The organism is Streptosporangium sp. NPDC048886 (assembly GCF_055586905.1).
In genome coordinates, this window is the sequence record NZ_JBVJHH010000040.1 from 38,743 (window position 1) to 65,245 (window position 26,503).

Consider the following 26,503-nt stretch of genomic DNA (forward strand, 5'->3'; position numbering starts at 1 on the left):
GGGCACGGCCGGCCCCGGCGCGGCCGCCGGGTCGGCTGTTCTGCGGGGTGTCGAGCACTGCCTGGCCGGGCCGGCCTGGTCGAGCCGGCCGTCACGGGCCTGGAACAGGCGCTGCGCGGCGGGGCGCCGTCGCAGTCCGTCCGTGGTGGGCCCGTCGGCGACGCGGTGCGCCGCGGCTACCAGGGCGGGCGGGTCACTTCGGGCGCAGCGAGGTGAGCAGCAGGTCGGCGAAGTGCTCTCCGACCTCGGCGCCGGACAGCGCCCCCTCCGGGCTGTACCAGGTGCCCAGGTGGTGGACCGAGCCGAAGAAGAAGTCGACGACCATCTCCGCCGGGGTGTCGGTCCTGAAGGTGCCCTCGCGCTGGCCCTCGGTCACCAGGTCGCGGAAGCGCTCGTGGTAGCGGCGGCGCTCGGCGCGGACGCTTTTGCGGGTGTCGGGGGCGAGCAGGTGCATGGAGCGGAAGAAGATCTTGGAGTCGTCCAGGTTCTCCACCGTGGTCCGCACGACGTCGGCGGCGGCGGCGTGCAGGCGCTCGGCCACCGGGCCCGGCCCGTCGGCGAACCGGGTGAGCCGCTCCATCTGCATGCGCAGCACGCGCCCGTAGATCTCGTGGAGCAGGTCATCCTTCGAGTCGAAATAGTGATACATGGCGCCCTTGGTGACGCCGGCCGCTGTGACGATCTCCTGCACCGAGGTGCTCTCGAAGCCCCGCTCGGCGAACAGGCGGGTGGCCTCGCCGAGCAGGCGCTGCCGTACCGGCTCCTGGTCCTGGTCCTGACTCATCTGCCCCCCAATGTGTGGTGCGGTAAGCATACCGACTGGTCGGTTAAGGCATTGGCCGGGTATCTGGGTTGTGTTAGTTACGTCACCTTCGGATGCCTGGAGCCCCCGCTTGGGTATTTCATGATTGAGGGATCTTCAGCGTTGCAGATCCGCCTCCTTGCCACCAACCGACCCTGGGGGTTCGCTGTGCCCGGCGGATCAATCTACGTGACGCCAGACGACCAGGTTCACGGCCTGTCACCCCAGGTCATGTACGAACAGTTCTGGCTCAAGGAGGCCGACCAGCGCCGGAAGATGCGCATGGTCAAGGCGGCGGCGGGCCTGGTCGTGGGCATCCTGCTCGCCTACCGTTTCGACCTGCCCGCACCCCCGGCGGTCGGGCTCGCGGCCGGCCTGCTGGTCGCCGGCGCGGACATGTTCTGGGCGTGGTACTCCTACGAGGCCACCGCCGTCTGGCGCGGCCGGCGCCGGGGCGAGGTCATCACCGGCAAGCTGCTGCGCCGCAAGCTCCGCAGGCTCGGCTACCAGGTCCTCGACGGCCGCGCCGTGCCCGGACAGGCCTCGATCGACCATCTCGTCATCGGCCCCGGCGGCATCTGGGTGGTCGACAACGAGGCGTGGGACCCCGAGACCGAGATCGCCCGCTACGGCGACCGGCTCTTCCTCGGCGAGAAATACGGCACGAAGGTGGCCAAGGCGCTCGTCGACGCCTCCGAATCGCTGGCTCAGGTGCTCTCCCGGGAGTCGGGCATCCCCGTCACGATCGAGCCGCTGCTCGCGGTGCACGGCGGGCGGCTCCGGCGGACGGTCACCGCCGAGGGGCTCACCCTGCTCAAGCCGCGCCTGGTGGCCCGGTGGATCGTGCGCGGGCCGCGCGCGGAGTTCGACGAGAGCCAGGTGGAGCTGCTCGCCCGCACCGCCGCCCGGGTGCTGCGCCGGATGCGCTGAACCCGGACCGGCCGGTTCAGGCGAGCTCCTCGACGAAGGCGGCGAGCTGGACGACGTTGCGGCATTCGCGCATCGGGACGATGCCGCCGTAGGCCGTGGCCAGCGAGTCGCCGGTGTCCCACTGGCTCACCGGCTCCGGGTTGAGCCAGTGGGCGTGCCGGGCCTGCCGGCTCAGCCGTCGCAGCGTCTCCAGCGCGGGCGGCTGGTAGTTGGACCGCGCGTCGCCCAGGATCAGCAGGGACGTCTTCGGGCCGACGGCGTCGCCGTACCGCTCGGCGAACCGTTCGAAGGCGTTGCCGTAGTTGGTCCGGCCGAACCGCACCATGTCGGCCTCCCGGGTCAGCCGGGTCATCGCCTCCACCACGTCGGCGCCGGGGACGAAGAAGCGGGTGATCTCGTCCACGGTGTCCACGAAGCCGAACGCGCGGACCTTGGCGAACTGCTCGCGCAGCGCGTAGGTCAGCAGCAGCGTGAAGTGGGCGAACGAGGCGACCGAGTCGCTGGTGTCGCAGAGGATGACCAGTTCGGGCCGGTGCGGGCGGCGCGGCCTGTTGAAGGTGGTCAGCGGCACCCCGCCGGTGGACAGCGAGGCCCGCACGGTCCGGCGGAAGTCCAGGCGGCCCCGGTGGCCGAGCCGGTGCTTGACGGTCAGCCGGGTGGCCAGGCGGCGGGCGAGGGGGTGGACCTCCCGGCGCAGCCTGGCCAGGTCGGCCCCGGTCACCCGGAGGAAGTCGAGCTGTTCCAGCGGCGGCCGCACGGCCGAGCGCGCGATCCGCTCGATCCCGGAGTCCTCGGCGATGCGGCGGCGCACGTCGGCGGAGACGGCCTCCTCGAACCGCCTGGTGTTCTCGCCGATCCGCTGCCGGGCCACCTTCTCCGCCAGGCCGCCGCGCTCCTGGCCGGCCAGCACCTCGGCCAGCAGCCGGGCCATGAGCGTCTCGGGGGACAGCGCCCGCAGCACCGGGTAGGAGAACCAGTTCTGCCGGCCGGGGGCCGCGGGCTGGCGGCCGAAGCGCTCCACCATCGCCCGGGCGAAGTCGTTCATCCCGTCGGCGCCCAGCAGCAGCTCGGCCAGCCGGTCACGGAGCTCGGCGACCGCCGCGGTCTCCGGATCCAGCTCATCGGCGTACGGACCGTCTTGCGGGCGCGGGCCGTACAGGCCCGTGGTGGCGGCGGGGAACCACAGGTCGAAGAGCGTGTCGAAGCCCGGGCGGTGCGAGGGCCGTTTGACCAGGGTCGTGGCGTAGGCGGCGCGCAGCGACTCCCGCTCGGCCAGGTCGATCACCTGCAGCGCCCGGGCCGCGTCCAGCCCCTCGGCGAGCGAGACCGGCAGCCCGGCCTCGCGCAGGGCGTGCACGAAGCCGACGTGCCGGTCGAGCAGGCTCACCTCCCGCCCCCCGCCCCGCCGGCCGGGCCACTCACCGGGTTCCCCGCCCCCAGGGTCCGGCCGCGCACAGCGTCTCCCGCTCCCCGGACCGGGCCGCTCACGGGGGTGCCCGCCTCCCGCGCCCCGCCGCTCACAGGGCCAGCTCCTTGCGCGCCCGGGCCTGGTCGGAGGCGTGCTTGAGCACCACCCCGAGGGTGGCGGCGACCGTCGCCTCGTCCAGTTCGGTACGGCCCAGCGCGAGCAGCGTGTTGGCCCAGTCGACGGTCTCGGCGATCGAGGGCGCCTTCTTCAGTTCGAGCGCGCGCATCGTGGCGACCGTGCGCGCGAGCTGCTCGGCCAGGGCCGCCTCGATCTCGGGCACCTGCGCCAGCACGATGTCGCGCTCGCGCTCCGGCGTCGGATACTCCAGGTGCAGGTAGAGGCAGCGCCGCTTGAGCGCCTCGGACAGCTCGCGGGTCGCGTTGGAGGTCAGCACCACGTACGGCCTGCGCACGGCGGTGACCGTGCCGAGCTCGGGGATCGTGACCTGGTAGTCGGAGAGGATCTCCAGCAGCAGGCCCTCCACCTCGACGTCGGCCTTGTCGGTCTCGTCGATCAGCAGGACCGTCGGGGCCTCGGACCTGATCGCCCGCAGCAGGGGCCTTTCGAGCAGGAACTCCTCGGTGAAGATGTCGTCCTGGGTGGCGTCCCAGTCCTGGCCGGTCCCGGCCTGGATCCGCAGGAGCTGCTTCTTGTAGTTCCACTCATACAGCGCGCGGGCCTCGTCGAGCCCCTCGTAACACTGCAGCCGGACGAGCCGGGCCCCGGTCGCCGCCGCCACGGCCTTGGCGAGCTGGGTCTTGCCCACTCCCGCCGGCCCCTCGGCGAGCAGCGGCTTGCCGAGCGCGCCGGCCAGGAAGACCGAGGTCGCGATGGAGTCGTCGGCGAGGTAGTCCACGGCGCTGAGCCGCTCCCGGGCGTCGGCGGGCGAGGGGAACCACATGTGCACTCCCAGTACAGGACCGAATGTTGTTCTACCATAGCGGTTCGCCGTTCTCCGTTTCGGAGCCCTCCGGGAAGTGCGCTATCCTTCAAGAGCTTCACGCGCCGCTAGCTCAGTTGGTTAGAGCAGCTGACTCTTAATCAGCGGGTCCGGGGTTCGAGTCCCTGGCGGCGCACCAGCACGAGAGCCCAGGTCGCACAGCCGGCCTGGGCTCTCGTCATTGGACGGCCCTGAGACCGTGTCCGGCGGCGAGAATGAGGGCCGCCGCTCCACGGCGGAGGTCCTGCGACTTCACGGGCGGCAGGGCGTGGCGGCAGGGCGCGTGCTCAGAAGTCGCGTGGTCAGGCGCCGCGTGCTCAGGAACCGGGCGAGGCCGGCGCGGACGGTGGGTGCGGCGGGTGCGGGTGCGGCTCGATCCTGGTCGGCAGCCGTATCGCCAGCAGGAGGGCCAGGAACCCGGCGGCGCCCCCGGCGGCGACCAGGGAGAGGGCGGGCCAGAAGGGGTCCCCCCCGTCGCTCTCGGGGCCCCCGGCAAGGGGGACGGCGTCGGACGGCGGCAGGGCCGACTCGACCAGCCGGGCGGCCGCCGTCACCGGGGAGTCGAAGTCCTCCGATGCCAGCCTGCCGGGGTCGACGGACCGGGCGACCGTGTCCAGCGCGTCGCGCAGCGCCTGGCCGACGGCCTGGTCGCACAGAATGAGCAGCGAGCGGCCCGGCAGCCCGGCGAGCGCTTCCGATCGGGGATAACCGCTGTCGCGGGCGGCCTCGCGGGGCACGACGGCGGCCTGCACCGCCTTGTCCCGGAGGGCGCGCAGCGGGTCGAGCGCCGGGACGGTCTCCAGACGCAGCCAGGGATGGCGCTGCCGCAGGGCCCGCTCGGGCCCCTCCCCGGAGGGCCCCTTCCGGGGGGCGTCCGGCACGGAGATTCGGACCTCCTCGTCAGGATGCGCGAAGGCCGCCGTCAACTTCTCCGGGCTGATCAGATCGATGTCGTAGACCAGGACGTCCTGGTCCGGGACCGGGATGGCGGCGACCGCGGAGAACCCGTGCGCCGCCAGCGGATTGGCGGGCCACGTCGGCAGGGCGCCCGAGAGGGCGGGATCGGTGGGAGGGATCTCCATGAGGACCACGGCCGGTTCCACGGCGGGCGCGGTCACGGCGGGGGCGTCGCTCAGCCGGATCTCGGCCCGGTGGCCCGTCCGCCGGACGGCCTCGGCCACGAGGTTCCTGGCGAACTCGTTCTCCGGCCCGGACGGGGCCTGGACGACGACCGTGCCCGGTGCCGCCCCGGCCGCGCTCCCCTCGGCGAGGGGATCGCCGCCCGGAGCGCGCAGCATCGCGACGACACCGGCGCCGATCAAGGTGATGGCCAGCGTCGCGAACGCCACGACCATGGTGACCTTGCCGTGCAGGCCCCAGCCGGGCCGTCTCCCGCGGTCGGCCTGTTCCAGCCCGCCGAGCGCGGTCCGCATCGAGGGCGGCACAGCGCTCAGGGCGGCGCCCGGCACAGTGCCCGGGGCCGGGCCCGCGGCGGCCGCCGGCCGGTAGGGCACGGTCGCCGCGGCGGGCGTGGCCCGGCTCTCGGGCACGACGTCGGGCACTGTGCCGAGCGCGCCTGCGGCCGGCCCCTCGCCGGTGCCCCGGCGCGGCCACTTCCATAGCTTGCGTACGGGTGAGGTCGGCCGCGGCTCACCCGGTCCCGGGGCCGGCGGGGCCGGCAGGGCCGCCTCGGGTCCCGGGGCGCCTCCTCCCGGAGCCGGCTCACGCTCCTTCTTCCACCACACGCCGGTGGCGGCGTGGGGCCGCAGTTCGGGATAGCCGGAGTGTTCGAGCAGCCGCACGGCGTCCGGCAGGTCCTCGGGGCCGAACGACAGCGGATTGGTCAGCCCGGCGAGCCCCCGCAGCATGTCCGCGAGCCGGACGTCGGGCCGGGCCAGCAGGCTCAGGCACACGTTCGCCGGGCCGTCCTGCCAGGTGATCTCCGCTCCGTGCCCCCACCGCACCTCGTAGGCGTTCTCCGGCGCGTGCCGCGCGAAGGACAGTCTGATCTTGTGCCGGGCCGTGCTGCTGGTCCAGGTCGCCGCGGTCAGCCTCGTCCGCATGCCGTACGGCAGGAGCGCGGCGACGGTGTCCAGGAAGCGCAACCGTTCGATCATGGGGACCCTGTCCGCGCCCACCACGCAGACGGGCCGCCCGGTCAGCAGCAGCGCGGCGGCGCACCGCGCGTCCGGCCCGGGGGCGAGGGCCGTGGGGTCGAACTCCGGCACGCGTACGGCCAGGGGAGGGGACGGGGTCACCGGCAGGCCCACGAGGGCGTGGTAGAGCGCCTCGTAGGACACCTGATGGACGGCCAGCTCCTGGTAGGGGACGTAGAACCAGCGGGTGTAAGCGATCTTGCGGTTGGTGGCGTCGCGGTGCCCCGACCACTCCTGGGCCGCGAGCACGATGTGGTGCGACACCTGCTCGCGCTCCCTGGTCGCCGCGACCGCGATCGTCACCTGGGGCAGATCCGCCGAGAGACCCGTGGCATATCTGCTCCTGATCTCCTCGAAGACCTCGGGCCCGAGGCGGTCGTCGCTCCAGGAGAGCAGCTCGTAGTCGTCGTGGGCACCGGGCCGCTTCCCCTCCAGTGCCCACTCGAATCCGATCTCGCGGCCGGTCACGAGACCTCCGTCGCCGGCCGGACCGCGGCGAGCCGCTGCCCCAGCCAGAGCATGGGCTCCACCACGTTGATCGGATGCAGCTGCCCCCGGATGCGTGAGTCCTCGTCCGCCTCTCCGGGGACCATGTTCTGGAAGTCGTCCCAGTCGAAATGCTTCGTGCGCCGGTCCACGTAGAAGCCGATCGAGGACGTGGCGAAGAAGCGGATCCGATCGGGGTGGAAGAACTGGTCGAGCGCGTTGAGCACCATGTCGGCGTTGCCGCTGGCCGACACCTGGCACAGCTCGTGGAACAGCTCCCGCGCGTCCTCGCTGGCCACCCGGGGCAGCCGGTACGGATCGTCGACGTCCGCGGTGAGCAGCCGCCGCTTCTCGGCCGTCTCCAGCACCCGGGGGTCGTCGAACTTGGTGACGCACACGGCGATGTGGTGCGGCAGCTTCCCGTCGGCGAACTCGCCGGCGACGAGCATCCGCTCGGCGAGCCGGGCGAGCGGGGCGTGCATGTGGTCGAAGGCGTCCCCGAAGGTGAACTCCCTGATCGGGTCGAACAGGAAGACGATGCCCCGGCTCCGCTCGAGATTGTCCAGCAGCTCCTGCCGGCGCGGGTCTCCCGAGAGGTCCGGAGCGCTCGGGCCGCCCGCCGGACGCCGTCCCGTACCGAACAACCCTCCGGGAGCGTCGACCATGCCGATGCCTATCCGGGTCGGCGGCCCCGGCTTGGCCTTCCTGCCCCAGAAGCCGGGCTTGCGGAGAGTGGGGCCGATCAGCGTCCAGTGATAGCGCTCCAGGGCCATGCTCGCCTCGGGGAACACCTTGCCCCGCAACAGGGCGTTGGTCTTCTCGATCAGGTAGTCCGACGACGCGGGATCGGATCCGACGATCTTCCAGTCATCGTTTCTCCTGGTCAGGGCGATGAACAACGCCGCAAGCAGGGTGGTTTTGCCGCTGCCGGGAGCGCCCCACATGGCGATGTTGTGATCGGGGCGTTCCCGGCTCGGGTCGGGCTGCATGCGCGTCGTCACTCCGTCTCGTCGAGCAGGGGGAACGGGAGATGCACGGGGGAGGGGGCGACCAGGCCGAGATCGGCGGCCAGGCCGCGCACGTCCACCGCCTCCAGATGGGCCAGGGCCGCCGCGCCGATCCGGTGCCACGCCTGGTGCGCCTGGTCGGCGGGCTGGTCGCAGATCGCGCCCAGCACCGTGCCCTGCCGCTGCCGCAGGGCGGCGATCAGCTTCCGCCAGTCGTGCCGGTGGGGGCAGGGCAGGATCCTGGACTGGTCGGTGCGGGCCGGGTGCGGCGGGCGGCCTCCGACCGTGAGGATGACGGCGGGCGTCGGATCCGCCCGGCCGAGCCGTTCGGCCACCACGGCGAGCATGTCCTCGAGCTGCGCCGCGTGGGGGTGGTATGGGTATCCCCTGGCCACCGCTCCCCGCTCCTCCAGCGCGCCGAGCGCGTTCAGGGCCTCTCCCACGCCGGCCTCCCAGGCCGCGACCCGCACCGGGAACTCCGGCGCCGACGGGTCGTACGAGTGCGCCGCGTAGGCCAGGAGGGAGACCCGGAGCCGGCCGCCGATCTCGCCGGAGGCAGAGCTGATCATCTGACGTGCCCGGCTCAGCCGCTCCGCGACCTGGTCGTCCGCTCCGCAGACCTCCACCGCGCAGACGAGATGCGCCGGGCCGGTGCCCTCCGGCAGCCGGTCCGGCAGCGCGGCGACGAGCTGATTCCACTCCCGGGGGTCGGGGGAGAGCGTGGGCAGGCCGGTGAACCGCACCCGGCCGGGCCGTATCAGCTCGGCGGTCACCTCATACCGGCCGGGCGTGACCGGGGCGGACTGGACCGACAGCAGCCGCGGCTCCGGACCCTGCCAGGTGACCACGGCGAACGCGGTGCCGTGCGCGCCGGCGGCCGCACAGCGGAGGGCGACCCGGACCCGGGCCCCCGGGCGGGAGCCGAGGGGGAACAGCTGCCTGCTGGTCAGCCGAGGCCGGCTGGTGTCCGGGTCGACGAGGACGACGACCAGCTCGTACGACCTGGTCAGCGGGTCGTCCGCCATGACCTCCCGGACCCGTGGGGCGATCGGGGCTTCGGTCCGCAGCACCTGCGCGGCCGGATGCGCCGCACGCAGCCAGGCGAGGGCCTGCTCGACCTTCGGATCGGCGGAGGAGGCGGCCAGGAGGATCACGCCGGCGGAGGACAGGGCGGCGCGGGTCGTGCGTAGCACGGCCTCCCGAGTCCCGGCCGGATCGGTGTCCCACCCGCGTTCGCCCGCGAGGCCCGGCCAGGTCGCCGACCAGCTCCGGCCGCGGGGGCAACCGTTGTCGTCCCGATGGAGCAGGAACGTGGTGAGGCCGTCGGCGGCGACCTCCACCAGGGTGAGGCGTTCGGTGTCGGCGAGATCGGCCAGGGCCTGGGCGATCGCCTTCCTGCTCAGATCCCTGTCGGGCTCCGGCACGAGGAGTCCTCCATAGATATGTCGTATTAGCTGTGCTGCGTCACCGGTGTCCTGATTAATCGGCGTATATGACGTTAGGGGGTATTGCTGGGGCGAGGGGTTGCGTCGAGATCCCTCGATGAAATTCTATCGGGTATCTGTAAATGCGATATTGGGCGCCTATGATATCCCCTCCGGATGATTGGCGCTGATATCCCCTCCGGGGGCCGGCACCGTTCCAATCGGCGCCGACGCGGTGAGACTCCCTTCCCGAGGAGGAGCATGAGACGTTTCCTGAGCGCGCTGTCCGCGGTTTTGGTCACACTGTCAGGGGCGCGGCCCGAGGTTCTCCGGACGTGCCCGACCGAACGCGGCAAATTCGAGGGCATCGGGGGCGCCGTCCTCACCACGAGCGTGCTCGCCTTCGTCTCCATGACGTTCGCCCTCAACAGCACGCTCGGCGTCAACATCGTCCTCGCCGTCGCCACCGCTCTGCTGTGGGGCCTGGCGATCCTCAGCCTTGACCGGTGGCTCGTCTCCACCATCAGGGCCGACGCGCCGAACCGCTGGGCGCTGGCCGTGCCGCGCGTCCTGGTCGCCGTCGTGCTCGGCCTGGTGATCTCCACTCCTCTGGTGCTGCAGGTCTTCAAGGCCGAGATCGACACCCAGATCGCCGAGATGAAGCAGCGGCGCGGCGACGCCTTCGCCGTACAGCAGGAGCAGGGCGCGGTGGGGAAGGGGGTCGACCAGCTCCGCAAGGAGGTGGCCGAGCTGCGCCAGGTGATTTCCTCCGGCGGCGACGTCCCCCTTGACATGGAACGCGACCCGAAGATAACGGCACTGTCCGCCCAGCGCGCCGATGAGCAGAAGCAAGCGGACAAACACTACAAAGAGTGGCAGTGTCAGCTCTATGGTGGCCCAAACTGCATTAAAAAGGGCAATGGTCCACTCGCTCGGGAGAGCCAGCGCGCGTACGAAAAGGACAAGGGGCGCATCGAGCTGCTCACCCGGCAGATAGAGGACCGCAAGCGGGAGCTGAACGCGACCGGGGAACAGGCCAAGAAAACACGGCTCGCCGCCGCCGAGGAGGCTCTGCCCAAGGTCCAGCGCCAGCTCAACGCCGCGGTCGAGCAGCAGGCCGGGATCCAGCGGACCTTCGACGAGGACAACCTGGCCACCGACGGGCTGCTCACCCGGCTCCGGGCGCTCAACGAGCTGACCGGCAAGGACCTCACCCTCAGCCTGGCCCGGCTGCTGCTGTTCGCGCTGTTCCTGCTCATCGAATGCCTGCCGGTCGCGGTGAAGCTCATGCAGCGGCCCGGCATCTACGAGAAGGCGCTCGCGCTCGCCGAGCGCCAGGAGCTGGACGGCATGCGCGAGAAGTTCGGCATCCGCGCCGGGGCCCGGTCCCGGCCGGCGGAGCCCGGCGGGTCGGACAGCGTCTGGCGCATCTGGTCGCCCCGGGAGGACGCGCCGCGACGGCCCGGCGCCGCCTTCGGAGAGGAGGCGGGGCCTCCCCGGGGACCGAACGACACCCAGGTCGAGCCGGCCGACTCCGGCTACGAGTACGGGCCCCTGGAGGACCAGGTCCTGCGCGGCATGCCGGACACCCGCATCCTGCGGAGGCCAGGACCGGGGGCGGAGCGCTCGGGTGGGATCGAGCTGCTCCCCGACGAGGACTGAGGCCACCGGATGACGGCACGGATCGTCGGAGGCCGGTACGAGCTGAGGTCCCGGCTCGGCAGGGGCGGCATGGGCACGGTGTGGCTGGCCTGGGACCGGACGCTGCGGCGATCCGTCGCGCTCAAAGAGATCCTGCTGGCGCCGCACGGCGAGGACACGGCCGTACGGCGGGAGAGGGCGCTGCGCGAAGCGCGTGCCGCCGCGCGGATCCGGCATCCGGCGGTCGTCGACATCTACGACGCCTTCATGGACGACGGATCGCCGTGGATCGTCATGGCGTACATCGAGGGCACGCCGCTGGACCGCCGGATCGAGCAGCAGGCCCTCTCCCGGCGGCAGGGCCTGTCCGAGCGGGAGATCGCCCGGGTCGGACGCGAGGTGCTGGCCGGCCTGTCCGCCGTGCACGACGCGCAGGTGCTGCACCGGGACGTCAAACCGGCCAACATCGTCGTCGATCCCGGTGACCGGGTCTTCCTGGTCGACTTCGGGATCGCGCGGATCTCCGGGGAGGGCGGCCTCACTTCGACCAACATGCTGCTCGGAACCGTCGATTTCATGGCGCCCGAACGGATCGACGGGCACGTGGTGGGGCCGGCGTCGGACCTGTGGTCGCTGGGAGTGACGTTGTTCTGCGCGCTGGAGGGCTACTCGCCGTTCCTCCGTGCCGGCCTGATCGAAACGGCGCGGGCGGTCACCGCCGGGCGTCCTCCGCGCTTCCGGCGACCGGGTCCGCTCGCCGACGCGATCGCCGGCCTGCTCGTCACCGACCCCGCCCGGCGGATGGGGGCGGCCGAGCTGGGGCGGCGGCTGGACGCGATCCTCGCGGGCCCGCCGCCGCGGCCCCCTAGACCGGCGCCGCGGTCCCATGGACGGGAGGAGTCGGAGCGGCGCGCCGGCCCGGGAACGGGCCGGGAGGCGCGGCGCGGACACGGCGCGCGCGGCTTGGGGCCGGTCCGAGACCCGGTCCGAGGTCCGGCCCGAGACCCGGCCCGAGACCCGGCCCGGGATCCGGTTCGGGATCCGGCCCGAGGTCCGGTCCGGGATCCGGTCCGGGCGGAGAAGGGCCGCGACGGCACCAGCCCGCTGCTCGACCGGCCCCGCCAGGAGGCCGCCGCCCTGCTCGGCTCGATGGAGCCGAAGGCCGCCGGGCGGCTCCTGGACGGCGCGGCGGAGGCGCCGGGCACGGCCGCCGAGGTGCTGGCGCTGCTGCCGCTGCCGCGAGCCGCGCGGGTGATCGACCACATGAGCCCGCATCGGGCGGCCAGGCTGGTGGGCGCGATGCCCCCCAGCCGGAGCGCGAGCATCCTGGCGCACACGGATGACCGTGTCACGGCCGCTGTCCTCGGCGCGCTCGGCATCGTCCCCGCCGCGGTCCGCCTGGTGGAGGCGATGACGGTGCGGCGCGCCTGCCGGGTGCTCGGATACGTGCCGCCCGCCGTCGTCGCGGGACTGCTGTCGGCGACCTCGGACGGCCGTGCCGATCGGCTCCTCGACGGGCTCGGCCGCGCCGTACGCGACGAGATCGCCCGCCTGACCGGCGGAGCGTGACGGCGTCGGCGCCGCGGTCCCTCGCCGCCGACGCCGTCGCCACGCCCGCACGCCGTGCGATCAGCGCCCGGCGGTCAGGCGGGCCGCCCGGCGCCGGTGGCGAGGGTGGCGAGGAAGTCGTCGACGAGCTCGATCTGGTGCTCCGGCGGGAACCTCTCCGGGGCGAAGAGCGCCTGCACCACCAGGCCGTGCGTGAAGGACAGCGCGGTCGTCGCCAGTCGCTGCGCGTCGGCCCGGGCGGGCAGCTCGCCCAGGCGCCGCGCGTCCTCGATCGCGGTGCACAGCACCGCGCGGATGCGGTCGTACCGGGTGGCCTGCGCGGTGAAGAGCGCGGGGTCGGAGAGCGCCACGTCCCAGGAGCCGACCCAGATCCGGTTCATCGCCACACCCTCCGACGTCAGCGGGAGGATGTCGAGCAGGTGGGCGCGTAGCGCGGGCAGCCCGCCCGCGGGCGCCTTCAGACGCGGGCGCTGCCGCGTGCGTGTCTCCAGGATGTCGAGGGCGTGGGCGATCAGCTCGTGCTTGCCGGCGAAGTAGTGCGTGACGAGCCCGGTGGAAGCCCCCATGGCCGCCGCGACCGCGCGCAGGGTGAGGCCGGCGAACCCGTGCTCGGCGAGGACCCGCCAGACCGCCTCGGAGACGTCGTGGCGGCGGGCGTCGTGGTCGGTGCGGGCGGGAGTCATGGCCCACTAGCCTACATACCGAACGTTTGTTACGAACCCGACCGGAGGTCCGATGTTCGCTCTCCCCCTCACCGCCCGCGCGGAACTGCGGCCGCTCGAGCCGTGGCTGGCCGAGGAGTTCCTCGCCAATCTCGACCGGGCGCGTGAGCACATCTCGCCGTGGGTGTCGCCGACGTTCGTCGCCACCGACCTCGCCGAGGCCCGTGCGGTGCTGCGGCGCTACGCCGACAAGCGGGCACAGGACGCGGGCGGCATCTGGGGGATCTGGCTGGAGGGCACACTCGTCGGCGGCGTGCTGTTCGTGTCGTTCGACACCGCGCTGGGCGTCTGCGAGGCGGGCTGCTGGCTCGAACCCGGCGCGGAGGGGCACGGGCTGATCACCCGCGCCGTCGGGCGGATCCTCGACTGGGCGGTGGGGGAGCGCGGCATCCAGCGCGTCGAGTGGCGGACCGTCGCCGGCAACGTGCGCAGCGTCAACGTCGCCAAGCGGCTGGGCATGACCTGCGACGGCACGCTGCGGCAGGTCTACCCGGGCGAGGGCCGGCGCGTCGACATCGAGGTCTGGTCGGTGCTCGCCGACGAGTGGCGCGCCCGCGGGGCGCGGGCCGCTGCGGACAAGGCCGAGATCGACGGGCTGACGGCGGCCTTCTTCCGCCTGTTCACCAACGCGGACGGCGCCCGCCCGGACGTCGGCGCGATCCACCGGCTCTTCGTCCCGGACGGGATCATCGTCAAGGGCGGGCCGCAGCAGGAGGTCTACAGCCTGGACTCGTTCGCCGAGCCGCGGCAGAAGCTGCTGACCTCGGGCGAGCTCACCGAGTTCGCCGAGGAGGAGACCTGGGAGCGCACGGAGATCTTCGGCGACGTCGCGCAGCGGCTGTGCCACTACCGTAAGCGCGGCGTTCAGGCCGGCCTGCCGTTCACCGGGACGGGGACGAAGAGCATCCACTTCCTGCGCACGCCGGAGGGCTGGCGGATGACCGCCCTCTCCTGGGACGACGACCGCTAGCGGGCCGCCCGCCCGGAGACGGCGGCGGAGACGGAACTGTTGACAGACACCACGTCAGTGGAGATCGTTTCCCGTGAGCGGATCGGCCCTCCCCGGGCCGGCGGCGGAAGGACGCGGTGACGTTGATCGTTCGTGGACTGGTTGCCGGTGCCCTCGCGCTGGCCGCGGGCGCCCTGTGGGCCCGCCGGCGCTATGTGGTGGTCACCGTCAACGGGATGAGCATGGCTCCGACGCTGACCGACGGCGACCGCGTCCTGGTGCGGCGGCGACGGATCGGCCAGGTGGGGCAGGGCGACGTCGTCGTGCTGGAGCCCCCCTCCGATCCCGCCGGCGGATACGCGCCCGGACCGCCCGGGGCGGACGGCCGGCGCTGGAACATCAAGCGGATCGCCGCGCTGCCCGGTGACCCGGTGCCCCAGGGGATCGCCGCCGGTGACGGCGTGGCCCACGTGCCCCCCGGGACGCTGGTGGTCCTCGGCGACAACCCGGACAGCATCGACTCCCGGCAGCGGGGGTTCTTCCCCGCTGACCGGCTGCTCGGCGTCGCGCTGCGCCGGCTGGGAGGACCGGCCCTGTAGCCGGTGTCATGGCGGCTGCCGGGGCCGGTCGACACGGGGGCCGTCGAGGAAGGCAGGACGATGTTGTTTCGACTCCTCGGCCCGGTGCGGATCCAGGACGGCGACTCACCCGTACGGATCACGGCGCCGAAACAGCGCACGGTCCTCGCCATGCTGCTCGCGCGCGCCGGCTACGTCGTCCCGGTCCGGTCGTTGGTGGCCGAGGTGTGGGACGAGCCGCCGCGCTCGGCGGTGGCGAACCTGCGCACCTACCTCATGCAGCTGCGCAGGCTGCTGCCCCCCTCCGCCGACCCGGCCGTCGAGCGGCTGGTCACCTCGGACGCCGGCTACCTGCTCCGGGTCGCGCCGGCCGAGTTCGACCTCTTCCAGTTCGAGGCGCTCTCCGCGCACGGCCGCCAGGCACTGGCCCGGCGGGACCTCGTGACGGCTCAGGACGCCTACACCCGGGCGCTCGCCCTGTGGCGGGGCAGGGCGGCCGAGGACGCGCCGCTGGGTCCGACCCTGCGCGAGGTGGTCGCCCGTCTCACCGACCAGTATCTGAGCGCGACGGAGGAGTACACGGAGATCCAGCTCGCGCTCGGCAGCCCCATGGCGGCGGCCGAGCGCCTGCGCGAGCTGATCGGACAGCACCCCCTGCGGGAGCGGCTGTACGGCCAGCTGATGGTGGCCCTGTACCGGTGCGGTGACGTCGTCGGCGCGCTGGACGTGTTCGCGATGGCCCGCCGGACCCTGGCCGACGAGCTCGGGCTCGACCCCGGACCCGAGCTGCGCCGCCTGCACCAGGCGGTGCTGCGCCGGGACGGGGACCTGATGACCCCCGCCGTCCCTCCCGCCGTGCCTGTCGCCGTCTCCCCCGCCACGCCGCCGGCCGGGGACGGCTCCGTGACCGGGTGGCCGGAGAACGGGCAGGCCGGGAACGGGCAGGCCGGGAACGGGCATCCGCGCCCGCGCCAGCTGCCGCGGGAGCCGGCGCTGTTCGTGGGCCGGTCGGCCGAGCTCGCCCGGATGCTCACCGCGCTGTGCGCGGACCCGGAGCCGGGCGCGACCCCGCCGGTGCTGGCGCTGCACGGCCCCGGCGGCGTCGGCAAGTCGACACTGGCGCTGCGGGCGGCGTACGCCGTGGCCGGCCGCTACGTCGACGGCCAGCTCTACGCCGATCTGCAGGGGTCGAGTCCGGGCCTGCCGCCGCTACAGCCCGCCGAGGTGCTCGGCCGTTTCCTGCGGGCCCTGGGGGTGCCCAACGGCGAGGTTCCCGCGGCTCCGGCGGAGGCGGCCGCCCACTACCAGTCGTTGCTGGCCGACCGGCGAGTCCTGGTCGTCCTCGACAACGCCGTCGACGCCGCCCAGGTGGCGCCGTTGCTGCCGGCGGGCGGCGGCTGCGCGGTGCTGGTCACCAGCAGGGCGGCGCTGACCACCATGGACGCCGTGCCGATCGTTGTCGAGGTGCTCGACGAGGCGGACTCGGTGCGGATGCTCGGGCTGCTGGCGGGTCCGTCGCGAGTGGACGCCGAGGGCGCGGCCGCGGCCGACATCGCGCGCCGATGCGGTTATCACCCGCTGGCACTGCGCATCGCCGGCGCCCGCCTCGCCGCCCGCCCTGACTGGTCGCTCGCGCGGTTCGGCGAGCGGCTGCGCAACCAGCAGCGGCGGCTGGACGAGCTACAGGCCGCCGACCTGGCCGTCCGGTCCTGTTTCGAGGTCAGCTACGGAACGCTGGCCGGCGGCGCGGGCCCCGCCCGGGGCGCGGCGGCGCGCGCCTTCCGGCTGTTCGGCGTGCTCGACGTGCCCGAGGTCAGCATCGGGCTCGCCGCCGCGCTCCTCGACGTCGATCCGGAGGCGGCCGAGACCACGCTCGACGAGCTGACGGAGGCCCGCCTGCTGGAGCCGGTCGGCGACGGGCGCTTCCGCATGCACGACCTGCTGAGGCTGTTCGCCGCCGAGCTGGCCGTGGCTCACGATCCGGCGGACGACCGGGCACGGGCCGTCCGGCACGCCCTGGACTGGTACCTCGACCTGTGCGGGCAGATGAACGATCTGGTGCAACCGCACCTGCGGTCCAGGGCGGGCCCGCCGGGCGGGCGGGACGCCGGGGTGACCCTGCGGAGCCCGGCCGAGGCGGTGCGGTGGTTCGAGACCGAGCTGCCCTGCCTGGTCGCTGCCGCCATCCAGGCGGCCGGGGAGCCGGAGACGGCCCGTTTCGTCACCGAGCTGGTGCCGTTGGTCAGGTCTCTGGCGACGAAGTGCGGATACTGGCAGGAGCTCGAGACCGTCGTCCGGCTCGCCGTCGAGGTGGCGCGGCGGCACGACGACCGGATCGGGGAGGCGTCCACGCTGGCGACGCTGGGGGTGGTGGAGTGGCGGATCGGCCGGATCGACGCCGCCCGCGGGTGCATGCGCCATGCGCTCGGGCTCTGGCGCGATCTGGGTGACCAGGAGGCGGAGGGGCTGGCGCTGCACAACCTGGGCTGGCTGAGCATGCGCGTCGACGACCTCGACGACGCCCTCGGCCACATCACCGCGGGTCTGCGGCTGCTGGAGGAGCACGGGTCCAACCGGGTCGGCATGGTCAGGCACAACCTGGGCGAGGTCCTGCTGCGGCTGGGCCGTTCCGCCGAGGCGGCCGACTGTCTCGAACGGTGCCTGGAGATCCGGAGGTCGGACGGCGACTCCTTCGGGGAGAGCATCACCCTGGCCGCCCTCGGCCGCGCCTACTGCCTGCTCGACCGCCGGGACCAGGCCCTGGCCACGCTCGCGGACGCGGTGCGCCACTGCCGGGAGATCGGTAACCGGGAGGACGAGTGGGAGGTGCTGCTCACCCGGTCCGAGGTCTGGCTGCGGCACGGCGATCCGGTCGCCGCGGCGGCCGACCTGGCCCGGGTCCTGGAGCTGGTGGCCCGGGCGGGCGACGCCTACGGCCAGGCCGCCGCCACCCGCCAGCTCGCCAGGGCGCACACCGCGCTGGGCGACCCGCGCGCCGCCGAGCGGTACGCCCGCCGGGCCGAGGAACTCTTCGCCTCGCCCGCCGTACGGCGTGATCCGGTGTTGGAGACGCTGCTCACCGCCCGGTTGTAGCTGCGCTGTATCGGCGGCTGTATTTCCCCAAAATAGCGTTTCGGCTGTCCGCAAAATGCTTACGAAGGGGTGAATCCAGATGAACGCTGTTCTGGGGAAGCTCGGCGACCGGCTGCTCGAGAAGCTGGTGCCGAAGGCGACCGCCAAGGCTGACACCTACTACTACATGCACTGCTACTGCTACGGGACGACCAGGTACCAGAAGCTCTGCTGGATCGTCGGCGGCCAGACCGGCTGCGTGTCGGGCTGCGAGAAGCGCGGGAGCTGCTGACCGGGCAGCACCCGTAGGTCCGGGGGCCGGAATTGCCGCCGGACTTCGGGGGTGTTCCGCGGATCCTCACCGTAGCGGGGATCCGCGGAACACTCCCGGCGCGGGGGAACGAGCGGTGAGACGGTGAAGATGCTCTATTTGATGATCGGATGCCGGGCGTTGCTGGCCGGCGTCTTCGTGATCGCACTGGCGGGCAAGGTCCGCGGGCGAGCGGCGTTCGACGAGTTCGTGGCCTCGATCGTGGCCCTGGGGATGTTCCCGCGCGCCGGGTCCGTGCTGGCGGCGTACGCCGTGCTGGGGGCGGAGACCGTGGTGGTCCTGTCGCTCGCGCTGCCGTCCACCGTGCTCCTGGGGTTCGCGGCCGCGATGACGCTGCTCGCCGCTCTGACCGCCGGCATCCTGGCCGCCGTGCGCCGGGGGCGGCGCGCGCCGTGCCGCTGTTTCGGAGCCTCCGCCGCGCCGCTCGGCAAGGCGCACGTGGTGCGCAATCTCGTCCTGCTGCTGGTCGGCGGTGCCGGGCTCACGGCGGGGGCCGTCGCCGGCGACGCCGGGGCGCACCCGGCAGGGATCGTCCTCGCGCTGGTCGCCGCCGCCGTGGGCGTCCTGCCCGTCGTGCGTCTCGACGACCTGCTGGGCCTGTTCACCACCTCCGTCTCACCGCGATGACGCGGGGTGTGACGACTCGAAGTCCTTAAGTGAGGTTGTCCGATGTCTTTTCTGATCGCCGCCGTCGTGCTGGTCGGCATACTCTGCATCTTCGACCTGGTGCTCACCTTCGCGGTACTGCGCCGCCTGCGCGAGCACACCGCCGAGCTGGAACGTCTGGCCGGACCGGCGCGGTTCGGTCCGTACGACCCGGGAGTGCTGGTCGGCCGCACGCTGCCCCCTGTCGGGGCGGACGGCGGCGAGCGGTCGCGGCTCGTGGCGTTCTTCGACGTCAGCTGCGACGCGTGCCATGAGCGCGCACCGCGCTTCGCCGAGGCGGCCCGCGCCGACACCGCCATGGCGGTCATCTCCGGTGACGGTGAGAAGGCCGGCGACCTCATCGAGATGATCGGCGGTGCGGCGAGCGTCGTCACGGCGGAACAGGCCGACAGCCTGGTGAAGGCGGTCGGCATCGAGGCTTTCCCGACGTTCCTCCGGGTCGACCCGGACGGCACGATCGTGGGAGCGGACACGGAGCTGGACGCTCTCGTCGGAACGGCCCGCGTGAGGTGACGATCTCTCCGGTCTCGGGCACGGAGCCGGACGGGGGCCGGCTCCGCCGTCTGTCGCGCCACGTCGGAACGGTGGCGCCGCTGTGCTGGCGGGTCGGCCCCGGGCCGGCCCTGTCCCAGCTGGCGGCGACCGTCGTCGGCGGACTGCTGCCCATGGGGACCGTGTGGGCGACGAAGCTTCTCGTCGACGGACTGTCGGCCGGCCGTACCGACCGGGTGCTGCTGCCTGTCTGCGCTCTCATCGTCCTGGGACTGGCCGCCGGGGCGCTGCCGCATCTCACCGCCTATCTGCAGGCCGAGATGGAGCGCAGGCTGGACCGCCTGATGCAGGACCGCCTGTACACCGCGGTGAGCGGGTTCCAGGGCCTGTCGCGGTTCGAGAACCCCGATTTCCTGGACAGGCTGCGGATGGCCGCGCAGGCGACGGGCGGCGCGCTGAGGCCCATCACCTCGGGCCTGTTCGACATCGGACGCAACATCATCACGCTGGTCGGCCTTCTCGCGGCCCTGGCCGTGCTGAGCCCGCTCATGGCGGGGCTGGTGGCGCTGGCGGCGGTCCCCGCCCTGGTCGCCCGGATGTCGCTGGAGAAGCGGCGGACGAAGATGATCGCCGGGCAGTCCGCGGGGATCCGGCGGCAGATCCTCTACTCCTCCCTCATCACCGACGTGCAGGCCGCCAAGGAGGTCCGGCTCTTCGGGCTGGGCGACTTCCTCAAGGGCCGGATGTTCGGGGAGCTGGCCACCATCCAGGCCGGTGAGCGGCGGCTGGACCGGCGGGAGGCGCTCACCCAGTCGGTGCTGGCGGTACTGTCGGCCGCGGTCAGCGGCGTGGGACTGATCTGGGCGGTGCAGGCCGCCGTGGCCGGCCGGCTGACCCTCGGCGACGTGACCGCGTTCGCCGCGGCCGTGGCCGGGACGCAGGCCGCGCTGATCGCGACGGTGGAGAACGCGGCCCATGTCCGCCAGGCGCTGTCCCTGTTCGGCTACCACGAGCAGGTGACGTCGCTCCCCGACGACCTGCCGCCGCCGCGGTCGGCCGCCGCGCTGCCCGCGCTACGGCGGGGCATCGAGCTGCGCGACGTGTGGTTCCGCTACGACGACAGCCACCCGTGGGTGCTGAGGGGGGTCGACCTGACGATCCCCCACGGCGCGTCGGTCGCGCTGGTGGGGCTCAACGGAGCGGGCAAGAGCACCCTGATCAAGCTGCTGTGCCGGTTCTACGACCCGTCCCGGGGGACGATCCTCTGGGACGGGACGGACATCCGGGAGGTCCCGCCGGCCGAGCTGCGCGCCAGGATGGGCGTGCTCTTCCAGGACTACATGAGCTACGACCTGACCGCGGCGGAGAACATCGGGGTGGGGGAGATCGCCGCGCTGCCGGACCGCGCCCGCGTCGAGGCCGCGGCCATGATGGCCGGCGTCCACGAGGCCGTCCAGGCGCTGCCCCGCGGCTACGACACCCTGCTGAGCCGGATCTTCTTCGGCGACGGGGACGAGGACGACCCGCAGGCCGGGGTGGTGCTGTCGGGAGGCCAGTGGCAGCGGGTGGCCCTGGCCCGCGCGCTGCTGCGCGAGGGACGTGACCTGCTCGTCCTCGACGAGCCCAGCTCGGGGCTGGACGCCCGGGCCGAGCACGAGATGCACCGGCGGCTGCGCGGGCACCGCGCCGGCCGTACCAGCCTGCTCGTGTCGCACCGGCTCGGCGCGGTCCGCGACGCGGACCTGATCGTCGTGCTCGACGGCGGCCGGATCACCGAGCGGGGGACGCACGCCGACCTCACGGCGGCGGGCGGGGAGTACGCCCGGCTGTTCGAGATGCAGGCGAGCGGCTACCGCGAGGACGCCGGCGTCCAGTGACCACGCGGGCCGTCCTCCGGTGGCGCTGACACCCTGAACATGGTCGACAGCGGTGAGTTACACTCCTCGAAAGAGGATATTTCCGGTAAGCACCCCTGGCGGGCGGGTCGCGCCGAGGGTGTCGCGCGGTGGGGTCCACGGCCGGCGGAGTCCACGGCGCCCCGCCGGCCGGTGACCGCCCCGGATCGGAGGCGCCCTTGAGCACGCGACCGATCGGCGACCATGCCCTGCTGTCGGACTGCCGCTCCGCCGCGCTGGTCACCTCCGACGGTTCGGTGGACTGGCTGTGCTTCCCCCGCTTCGACAGCCCGGCGGTCTTCGCCCGGCTGCTCGACGAGGACGCCGGACACTGGTCCATCCGCCCCGTCCGCCCGGCAGAGGCCACCCGCAGGTATCTGGAGGACTCGCTGGTGCTGGAGACCACCTTCCGCAACCAGGACGGGACCGTGGTGCTCCTCGACGCGCTCGCCCTGGGCGGCCGGGAGCGTGGGCACTCGCTGGGCGCCTCCTCGCCGGGAGTGCTCCTGCGGGAGGTGACCTGCGTCGAAGGGAGCGTGCCGCTGGAGATGACGTACGCGCCGCGACCCGAGTTCGGGCTGGTCCACCCGCTGATGGAGCCGGTCCGCGGCGGCCTGGTCGCGCGCGGCGGCGCCCACGTCCTCACCCTGTCGGCCCCGGTCGACCTGACGGTGAGCGACTCCACCGCGCGCGCCGCGGTCACGCTGCGGTCCGGGCAGCGCCTCTGCCTGGCGCTCCAGGCGAGCTGGGGCTGGGCGCCCGAGCCGCCGCGCCGGCACCCCTGGCGCGTCCACCGCCGCCTCAAGGACACCGTCGCGGGCTGGCGCTCCTGGTCCCGGCTGCACACCGGCTACCGGGGACCCTGGCAGGAGCAGGTCGGCCAGAGCGGCCGGGTGCTGCGGGCGCTGACCTTCTCTCCCACCGGCGCCATCGTCGCGGCGGCCACCACCTCCCTGCCCGAGAGCGTCGGCGGGGAGCGGAACTGGGACTACCGCTACACGTGGATCCGGGACGCCAGCTTCACCCTGCAGGCGCTCGCCACGGCCACGTGCGAGATGGAGGAGGCGTCGTTCTTCTCCTTCCTGGCCCGCGCCGCGGCCACCGAGCTCGACCGCGGCGTGGACCTGCAGATCATGTACGGCGTCGGCGGCGAGCGTGACCTGAGCGAGCGGCTGCTGCCCCATCTGGACGGCTGGCGGGGCAGCGCCCCGGTCCGGGTCGGCAACGACGCGTGGCGCCAGCGCCAGATCGACGTGTACGGAGAGCTGCTCGACGCGGCCTGGCAGCTCTACGGCGACGCGGGCCGGCTCGATCGGCTCACCCGGTCCTTCCTGGTCGGTGTCGCCGAGACCGCCGCCCGCCGCTGGCAGGAGCCGGACCAGAGCCTCTGGGAGGTGCGCGGGCCCAGCCGCCACTACGTGCATTCGAAGCTGATGTGCTGGGTCGCCCTGGACCGGGCCGTCGCCCTGGCCCCCACCCTGGGGGCGACCGGCCGCGTCGCCGAGTGGGAGCGGACCAGGGAGCGGATCCGCGCCGAGATCCTGGCCCGGGGGTGGAGCGAGCGGGTGGGCGCCTTCACCCAGACCTTCGAGACCGACGACCTGGACGCGTCGGTGCTGATGATGCCCCTGGTCGGCTTCCTGCCCGGCGACGACCCCCGCGTCCGGGCCACGGTGGAGGCCGTCGCCGCGCACCTGACCGACGCGCGCGGCCTGGTCCACCGCTATCACAGCGCCGACGGCCTGCCGGGCGGGGAGGGCACGTTCCTGCTGTGCACCTTCTGGCTCGCCCACGCCCTGGCCCTCGCCGGCCGGGGCGGGCCCGCCAGGAAGACGTTCGAGACCGCCGCGTCATACGCCAACGACGTCGGCCTCCTGGCCGAGGAGGTCGACTCGGTCACCGGCGAGCCCATCGGGAACTTCCCGCAGGCGTTCAGCCACATCGGTCTGATCAACGCCGCCCGCGCCATCCGCGACACCGGCGGGTGAGGCCCGTGCCCGTACCGGCCCCGCCGATGACGGCAGAGCGCCGAGTTTAATCCTTAATGTAATTAAATAGGGGCATTTGGTACTCCTGTGGGTATTTGTCCACATGGAAAGTTCTGGGCCGGGAAGGGCGTATGTGGTGACGGAAAATCCGTCAGACCACATTCCCGGAGGTAGTGATGGCACTACGGACCCCGCTCACGGCGATCGCGGCGACCTCCGCTGCCGTGCTGGCGTTGCTGGGTGGCACGCCGGCCTCGGCCCTGGCGCCGACACCCACACCGACGTCGATGTCATCGGGTAAGGATCAGCCGTCCGCGCAGGACAGGCAGTTCATGGTCCAGGCGCACCAGGGCAACCTCGCCGAGATCGCCGCCGGCAAGCTCGCCCAGCGAAAGGGCGCGTCCAAGGACGTCCGCGCGATCGGGGCCATGCTCGTCGCCGACCACGCCAGGCTCGACCGCAAGCTCAGGGACGTCGCGCAGCGTCTCAGGGTGTCCCTGCCCCACGAGGCGACGGCGCGCCAGCAGACCAAGGCCAAGGAACTGGGCGCCCTGTCCGGCGCGGAGTTCGACAAGGCCTGGACCAAGGCGATGATCTACAGCCACCGCGCGGCCCTGGCCGCTGCCAGGAAGGAGGCCGACAGCGGGTCGCTGCCCCAGGTCGAGGCGCTCGCCAAGGCCAGCCAGCCGGTCATCCAGGACCATCTCGACAAGTTGCTCGCCGCCCAGAAGTCCCTCGGCGCCCTGGGGGCGGTCCCGCCGCAGACGGTCCAGGTGGCGACCGTGCCGCAGGCGGTAACCGGCTGACCGTCCGGTATCGGGGCGGGACCCCGCGGCGGGGGCGGGTGAGATCCGTCCAGTCATCCGCAACCGGTACGCAGGACCGTCGGCCTATTCATGGGGTGGGAGTCCATTCCATGCGGGGACGAGGGGAACGGCCGTGACGGCGGGATCACCACGGGGATCGGCATGATCTCGCACGAGATCAGGAGCGGGCCGCACCGGCCGGCCCTGTCGCGCGTCCCGGGCGACGCCGGGGCGCTGGCCGAGCTGGTGCGCGGCCAGTACGGCGATGACCAGTACGGCGGCCGGCACGGCGGCGGCCGGCACGGCGGCCGGATCCGAGACCTGGCCGCGCTGCTGGCCGAGCAGCGGCCGCTCCACCACCTGCTGCCCCTGCTGGAGCGCGTGCCCGCCGAGCCGGACGCGTGGGCGGAGCTGGTCGCCTGCCTGGTGCAGGAGCTGGTGGTGCGCCGTGTCAACCTGACCCGGGTGCCCGCGGCGGTGCGGTGCGCGGCCGCCCTGCGGGAGCTGGGCCACCCCCTGGCCGGGCTGCCCCTGAAGCGCACCCGGGCGGAGCGCCAGGTGGACGCGGCCTGCTCCGGCCCCGGCTGGACGCCCTACCGCAGGCTCCCCGTCCCGGAGCACCCGGAGATCACGCGGCTCCTCCAGGACCCGTCCGGCCCGGAGGGCCCGGTGGCCGGGGGAGGAGGGGAGCGCCCCACCCCGCGGTGGGACGCCTGGCTCGCGCGCGGAAGGGCCCCGGGCCGCGGAGCCGAGATCGTGAGCACCCGGGAGGACGGGCGGCTGATCACCGCCGCGGTGGAGCACTGGAGCTCGCCGGGGGAGGCGATGATCATCGAGCTCCCCCGGTGTCTCGACCCCCAGGGGCTGGTGCCCCTGGGGGTGAACACGTTCCTGCCGGACGCCTTCGGCGCCCGGACCGCGCTGAACGGCGAGCGGGCCGGGCTGAACGCGGTGGTGGGTGAGCTGTTCACCATGGCCTACTGCGACGCCACCTACTCCCGAGGGCTCCGCGGCGGGTACGGCAGGCTGAAGGCGTGGCAGTCGGTCGCGGGGCTCGTGCGCGCCCCCGCCGAGGCGTCCGTCCACCGGGTCAACGAGCTCGCCGCCCGGTGGCGATGGATGGCGTTCAGGACCACCAGGCGGCAGCCGTACTGGGTGTACCAGGAGCTCGCGATCGGCGCGCTCAGCCCGCGCGGGAACGTGCTGAGTCTGCTGGTCTCCCACGACACCGACTAGTGCCGCGTTCCTCGGACGCCGCGGGCGGACCGGCGGCGTGGGCGTCGTGCACCTCATGACGGCCTGCCGTACCTGCTGCGCCTGCCCGGCTCGGCCCTGCCTCCCGGGCTCAGGCGGTCAGAAGGCGACGGTGACCTTTCCGTCCAGGCCGCCCGCGCCGAAGCGTTCGTGCGCCGCGCGGATCTCGCGCAGCGCGAAGGTGGAATCGACGCGGAGCCTGAGGGCGCCCTGGTCGACGAGCAGGACAGTTCTCTTCTCCTTGTGTCACCGGTCCTGTGCCATCGGCCGCTCTTGTGTCATCGGCCGCGCGGCGGCCGTCCGTCAGACCAGGTCGAGGACGGCCTTGCCGTGCAGGCGGCGTTCACGCAGGGCGTCGAAGGCCTCGGTGGCCTCCTCCCAGGTCCCGCGCCACGTGATGCCCGGGTCGAGGGTGCCCGCGGCGACCTGTTCGGCGAGGTGGGTCAAGTCGGGGGCGAGATCGGTGCAGGCCAGGAGGTAGAAGGTGGTGAGGGTGCGGTTGTGGCGGCCCTCGTCGCCCAGGAACGCGCCCGGGGGGAAGGTGGTGTCCTCCTGCGCGGCATGGCCGACGGTGACCAGGGTGCCGTGTTCGGTGAGCCGGGCGTACGCGTCGACGAGGTGGGTGCCGCCGACCAGCTCGACGACGCCGTCCACCGGTGCGCTGAGCTCCCGTGGTGCGGTGATCACCTCGTCGGCGCCGAGCAGCCGCAGGTTCTTCTCGTGCGTTTCCGGATCGCCGGTGACCGCCACCACGTGCGCACCGCCCTGGTGGGCGAGCTGCACCGCGTATCTGCCGACGCCGCCGGTGGCCCCGGTGACCAGGATGCGCCTGCCCGGCAGGGCGCCGATCCTGTGCAGGGCGCGCAGCGCGCTGACTCCCGCGACCGGGATCGTGGCGATGGCCCCGAGGTCGGCGCCGGCCGGGACCGTGCCGACCAACGCGGTGTCCACGGCCCGGAGCCCGGCCCAGGCGCCGCCGTCGGCCAGGGTGACCACCGGGGTCCCGGCGGCCGGCCCGGACCCGTCCGCCGCGGGACGTTCCACCACGCCGGCCGCGTCCCAGCCCGGGACGGCCCCGTCGGGCTGCCCCGCGAGGACGTACTTCACCTCGCCGTAGTTCAGGGAGGTCGCGGCGACCCGGATCAGGGCCTCGTGCGGAGCCGGTTCGGGATCGCGGACCTCCGCGAGCCGCAGCCCGGCTGGGACGGAACGGTCGACGACCAGAGCACGCATGGGCGTACACCTTTCGAGCGGAGCGGAGATGCCTGCCGTCACTATAACGCCCCTGAGTGGCAAAAGTGCATCGGAGGCTTTGGCTCCCCGGGTG

22 protein-coding genes and 1 tRNA gene are annotated in these 26,503 nt (G+C 73.2%); 14 read left to right on the forward strand and 9 right to left on the reverse strand.

Annotation, left to right across the window (positions count from 1 at the left end; translation table 11 throughout):
- Positions 1–193 precede the first annotated feature (193 nt).
- The gene (locus ACZ6R6_RS37605; protein ID WP_470101621.1) at positions 194–784 is read right to left on the reverse strand and encodes a TetR/AcrR family transcriptional regulator; all 591 of its coding nucleotides are present in this window, start codon (positions 782–784) and stop codon (positions 194–196) included.
- A gap of 207 nt (positions 785–991) precedes the next feature.
- Between ACZ6R6_RS37605 and ACZ6R6_RS37610 the strand changes: the two genes are divergently transcribed.
- Positions 992–1,732: a nuclease-related domain-containing protein gene (locus ACZ6R6_RS37610; RefSeq protein ID WP_470101623.1), complete on the forward strand. Its 741-nt coding sequence runs from the start codon at positions 992–994 to the stop codon at positions 1,730–1,732.
- Positions 1,733–1,748: 16 nt separating this feature from the next.
- Here the strand turns inward: ACZ6R6_RS37610 and ACZ6R6_RS37615 are convergent, their stop codons facing one another.
- Both ACZ6R6_RS37615 and ACZ6R6_RS37620 read right to left on the reverse strand, forming a co-directional pair.
- Positions 1,749–3,119 (reverse strand): vWA domain-containing protein, encoded by a 1,371-nt coding sequence (locus ACZ6R6_RS37615; RefSeq protein ID WP_470101624.1) that lies wholly within the window; start codon positions 3,117–3,119, stop codon positions 1,749–1,751.
- Positions 3,120–3,249: 130 nt separating this feature from the next.
- On the reverse strand, positions 3,250–4,101 hold the full coding sequence (locus ACZ6R6_RS37620) for an AAA family ATPase (protein WP_470101626.1): 852 nt from the start codon (positions 4,099–4,101) through the stop codon (positions 3,250–3,252).
- 101 nt (positions 4,102–4,202) lie between these two features.
- Here ACZ6R6_RS37620 and ACZ6R6_RS37625 point away from each other — a divergent pair.
- Positions 4,203–4,279: transfer RNA gene (locus ACZ6R6_RS37625), tRNA-Lys, on the forward strand.
- A 178-nt stretch (positions 4,280–4,457) separates the two neighbouring features.
- On the opposite strand, the gene ACZ6R6_RS37630 is transcribed toward ACZ6R6_RS37625, so the two are convergent.
- From ACZ6R6_RS37630 to ACZ6R6_RS37640, 3 genes are read right to left on the reverse strand one after another with little or no spacing between them, the layout of a single operon-like run.
- A complete protein-coding gene (locus ACZ6R6_RS37630) occupies positions 4,458–6,764 on the reverse strand; it encodes a hypothetical protein (protein WP_470101628.1) in 2,307 nt (768 codons plus the stop codon).
- A complete protein-coding gene (locus ACZ6R6_RS37635; protein WP_470101630.1) occupies positions 6,761–7,783 on the reverse strand; it encodes a hypothetical protein in 1,023 nt (340 codons plus the stop codon). The genes ACZ6R6_RS37630 and ACZ6R6_RS37635 overlap by 4 nt, the downstream gene beginning before the upstream one ends.
- Positions 7,780–9,213, reverse strand: coding sequence for a hypothetical protein (locus ACZ6R6_RS37640; protein ID WP_470101632.1), 1,434 nt, complete (start codon positions 9,211–9,213; stop codon positions 7,780–7,782). Before ACZ6R6_RS37640 ends, ACZ6R6_RS37635 begins: the two co-directional genes overlap by 4 nt.
- Before the next feature lie 261 nt (positions 9,214–9,474).
- Between ACZ6R6_RS37640 and ACZ6R6_RS37645 the strand changes: the two genes are divergently transcribed.
- On the forward strand, positions 9,475–10,875 hold the full coding sequence (locus tag ACZ6R6_RS37645) for a DUF4407 domain-containing protein (protein WP_470101634.1): 1,401 nt from the start codon (positions 9,475–9,477) through the stop codon (positions 10,873–10,875).
- 9 nt (positions 10,876–10,884) lie between these two features.
- Entirely contained in the window at positions 10,885–12,423 is a 1,539-nt protein-coding gene (locus ACZ6R6_RS37650; protein WP_470101636.1) for a protein kinase domain-containing protein, read from the forward strand.
- Positions 12,424–12,497: 74 nt separating this feature from the next.
- On the opposite strand, the gene ACZ6R6_RS37655 is transcribed toward ACZ6R6_RS37650, so the two are convergent.
- Entirely contained in the window at positions 12,498–13,106 is a 609-nt protein-coding gene (locus tag ACZ6R6_RS37655; protein WP_470101638.1) for a TetR/AcrR family transcriptional regulator, read from the reverse strand.
- A gap of 52 nt (positions 13,107–13,158) precedes the next feature.
- On the opposite strand from ACZ6R6_RS37655, the gene ACZ6R6_RS37660 reads away from it, so the two are divergent.
- From ACZ6R6_RS37660 to ACZ6R6_RS37705, 10 genes are all read left to right on the forward strand, one after another.
- The gene (locus ACZ6R6_RS37660) at positions 13,159–14,115 is read left to right on the forward strand and encodes a GNAT family N-acetyltransferase (protein ID WP_470101640.1); all 957 of its coding nucleotides are present in this window, start codon (positions 13,159–13,161) and stop codon (positions 14,113–14,115) included.
- Positions 14,116–14,237: 122 nt separating this feature from the next.
- On the forward strand, positions 14,238–14,693 hold the full coding sequence (locus ACZ6R6_RS37665; protein WP_470101642.1) for a S26 family signal peptidase: 456 nt from the start codon (positions 14,238–14,240) through the stop codon (positions 14,691–14,693).
- 60 nt (positions 14,694–14,753) lie between these two features.
- Positions 14,754–17,765: an AfsR/SARP family transcriptional regulator gene (locus ACZ6R6_RS37670; RefSeq protein ID WP_470101644.1), complete on the forward strand. Its 3,012-nt coding sequence runs from the start codon at positions 14,754–14,756 to the stop codon at positions 17,763–17,765.
- Between the two features lie 79 nt (positions 17,766–17,844).
- Complete coding sequence (locus tag ACZ6R6_RS37675; RefSeq protein ID WP_470101646.1) at positions 17,845–18,036, forward strand: hypothetical protein; 192 nt, start codon at positions 17,845–17,847, stop codon at positions 18,034–18,036.
- 141 nt (positions 18,037–18,177) lie between these two features.
- The gene (locus ACZ6R6_RS37680) at positions 18,178–18,702 is read left to right on the forward strand and encodes a MauE/DoxX family redox-associated membrane protein (protein ID WP_470101648.1); all 525 of its coding nucleotides are present in this window, start codon (positions 18,178–18,180) and stop codon (positions 18,700–18,702) included.
- 42 nt (positions 18,703–18,744) lie between these two features.
- Positions 18,745–19,254, forward strand: coding sequence for a hypothetical protein (locus ACZ6R6_RS37685; protein WP_470101650.1), 510 nt, complete (start codon positions 18,745–18,747; stop codon positions 19,252–19,254).
- Positions 19,251–21,110: an ABC transporter ATP-binding protein gene (locus ACZ6R6_RS37690; protein ID WP_470101652.1), complete on the forward strand. Its 1,860-nt coding sequence runs from the start codon at positions 19,251–19,253 to the stop codon at positions 21,108–21,110. The genes ACZ6R6_RS37685 and ACZ6R6_RS37690 overlap by 4 nt, the downstream gene beginning before the upstream one ends.
- Positions 21,111–21,307: 197 nt before the next feature.
- Complete coding sequence (locus ACZ6R6_RS37695) at positions 21,308–23,116, forward strand: glycoside hydrolase family 15 protein (RefSeq protein WP_470101654.1); 1,809 nt, start codon at positions 21,308–21,310, stop codon at positions 23,114–23,116.
- Positions 23,117–23,292: 176 nt separating this feature from the next.
- Positions 23,293–23,922, forward strand: coding sequence for a DUF4142 domain-containing protein (locus tag ACZ6R6_RS37700; RefSeq protein WP_470101656.1), 630 nt, complete (start codon positions 23,293–23,295; stop codon positions 23,920–23,922).
- 162 nt (positions 23,923–24,084) lie between these two features.
- Positions 24,085–25,158 (forward strand): DUF6183 family protein, encoded by a 1,074-nt coding sequence (locus ACZ6R6_RS37705; RefSeq protein WP_470101658.1) that lies wholly within the window; start codon positions 24,085–24,087, stop codon positions 25,156–25,158.
- 117 nt (positions 25,159–25,275) lie between these two features.
- On the opposite strand, the gene ACZ6R6_RS37710 is transcribed toward ACZ6R6_RS37705, so the two are convergent.
- Positions 25,276–25,401, reverse strand: coding sequence for a zinc-binding dehydrogenase (locus ACZ6R6_RS37710; RefSeq protein WP_470101707.1), 126 nt, complete (start codon positions 25,399–25,401; stop codon positions 25,276–25,278).
- 78 nt (positions 25,402–25,479) lie between these two features.
- Complete coding sequence (locus ACZ6R6_RS37715; protein ID WP_470101660.1) at positions 25,480–26,409, reverse strand: zinc-binding dehydrogenase; 930 nt, start codon at positions 26,407–26,409, stop codon at positions 25,480–25,482.
- Positions 26,410–26,503: the final 94 nt, after the last annotated feature.

Bases quoted from the DNA above. Each gene is read 5' to 3' on its own strand.
- ACZ6R6_RS37670 (WP_470101644.1), top strand. From the start codon at position 14,754: ATGTTGTTTCGACTCCTCGGCCCGGTGCGGATCCAGGACGGCGACTCA.
- ACZ6R6_RS37605 (WP_470101621.1), bottom strand. From the start codon at position 784: ATGAGTCAGGACCAGGACCAGGAGCCGGTACGGCAGCGCCTGCTCGGC.
- ACZ6R6_RS37655 (WP_470101638.1), bottom strand. From the start codon at position 13,106: ATGACTCCCGCCCGCACCGACCACGACGCCCGCCGCCACGACGTCTCC.
- ACZ6R6_RS37700 (WP_470101656.1), top strand. From the start codon at position 23,293: ATGGCACTACGGACCCCGCTCACGGCGATCGCGGCGACCTCCGCTGCC.
- ACZ6R6_RS37685 (WP_470101650.1), top strand. From the start codon at position 18,745: ATGTCTTTTCTGATCGCCGCCGTCGTGCTGGTCGGCATACTCTGCATC.
- ACZ6R6_RS37680 (WP_470101648.1), top strand. From the start codon at position 18,178: ATGATCGGATGCCGGGCGTTGCTGGCCGGCGTCTTCGTGATCGCACTG.
- ACZ6R6_RS37660 (WP_470101640.1), top strand. From the start codon at position 13,159: ATGTTCGCTCTCCCCCTCACCGCCCGCGCGGAACTGCGGCCGCTCGAG.
- ACZ6R6_RS37620 (WP_470101626.1), bottom strand. From the start codon at position 4,101: ATGTGGTTCCCCTCGCCCGCCGACGCCCGGGAGCGGCTCAGCGCCGTG.
- ACZ6R6_RS37645 (WP_470101634.1), top strand. From the start codon at position 9,475: ATGAGACGTTTCCTGAGCGCGCTGTCCGCGGTTTTGGTCACACTGTCA.
- ACZ6R6_RS37650 (WP_470101636.1), top strand. From the start codon at position 10,885: ATGACGGCACGGATCGTCGGAGGCCGGTACGAGCTGAGGTCCCGGCTC.
- ACZ6R6_RS37675 (WP_470101646.1), top strand. From the start codon at position 17,845: ATGAACGCTGTTCTGGGGAAGCTCGGCGACCGGCTGCTCGAGAAGCTG.
- ACZ6R6_RS37715 (WP_470101660.1), bottom strand. From the start codon at position 26,409: ATGCGTGCTCTGGTCGTCGACCGTTCCGTCCCAGCCGGGCTGCGGCTC.
- ACZ6R6_RS37705 (WP_470101658.1), top strand. From the start codon at position 24,085: ATGATCTCGCACGAGATCAGGAGCGGGCCGCACCGGCCGGCCCTGTCG.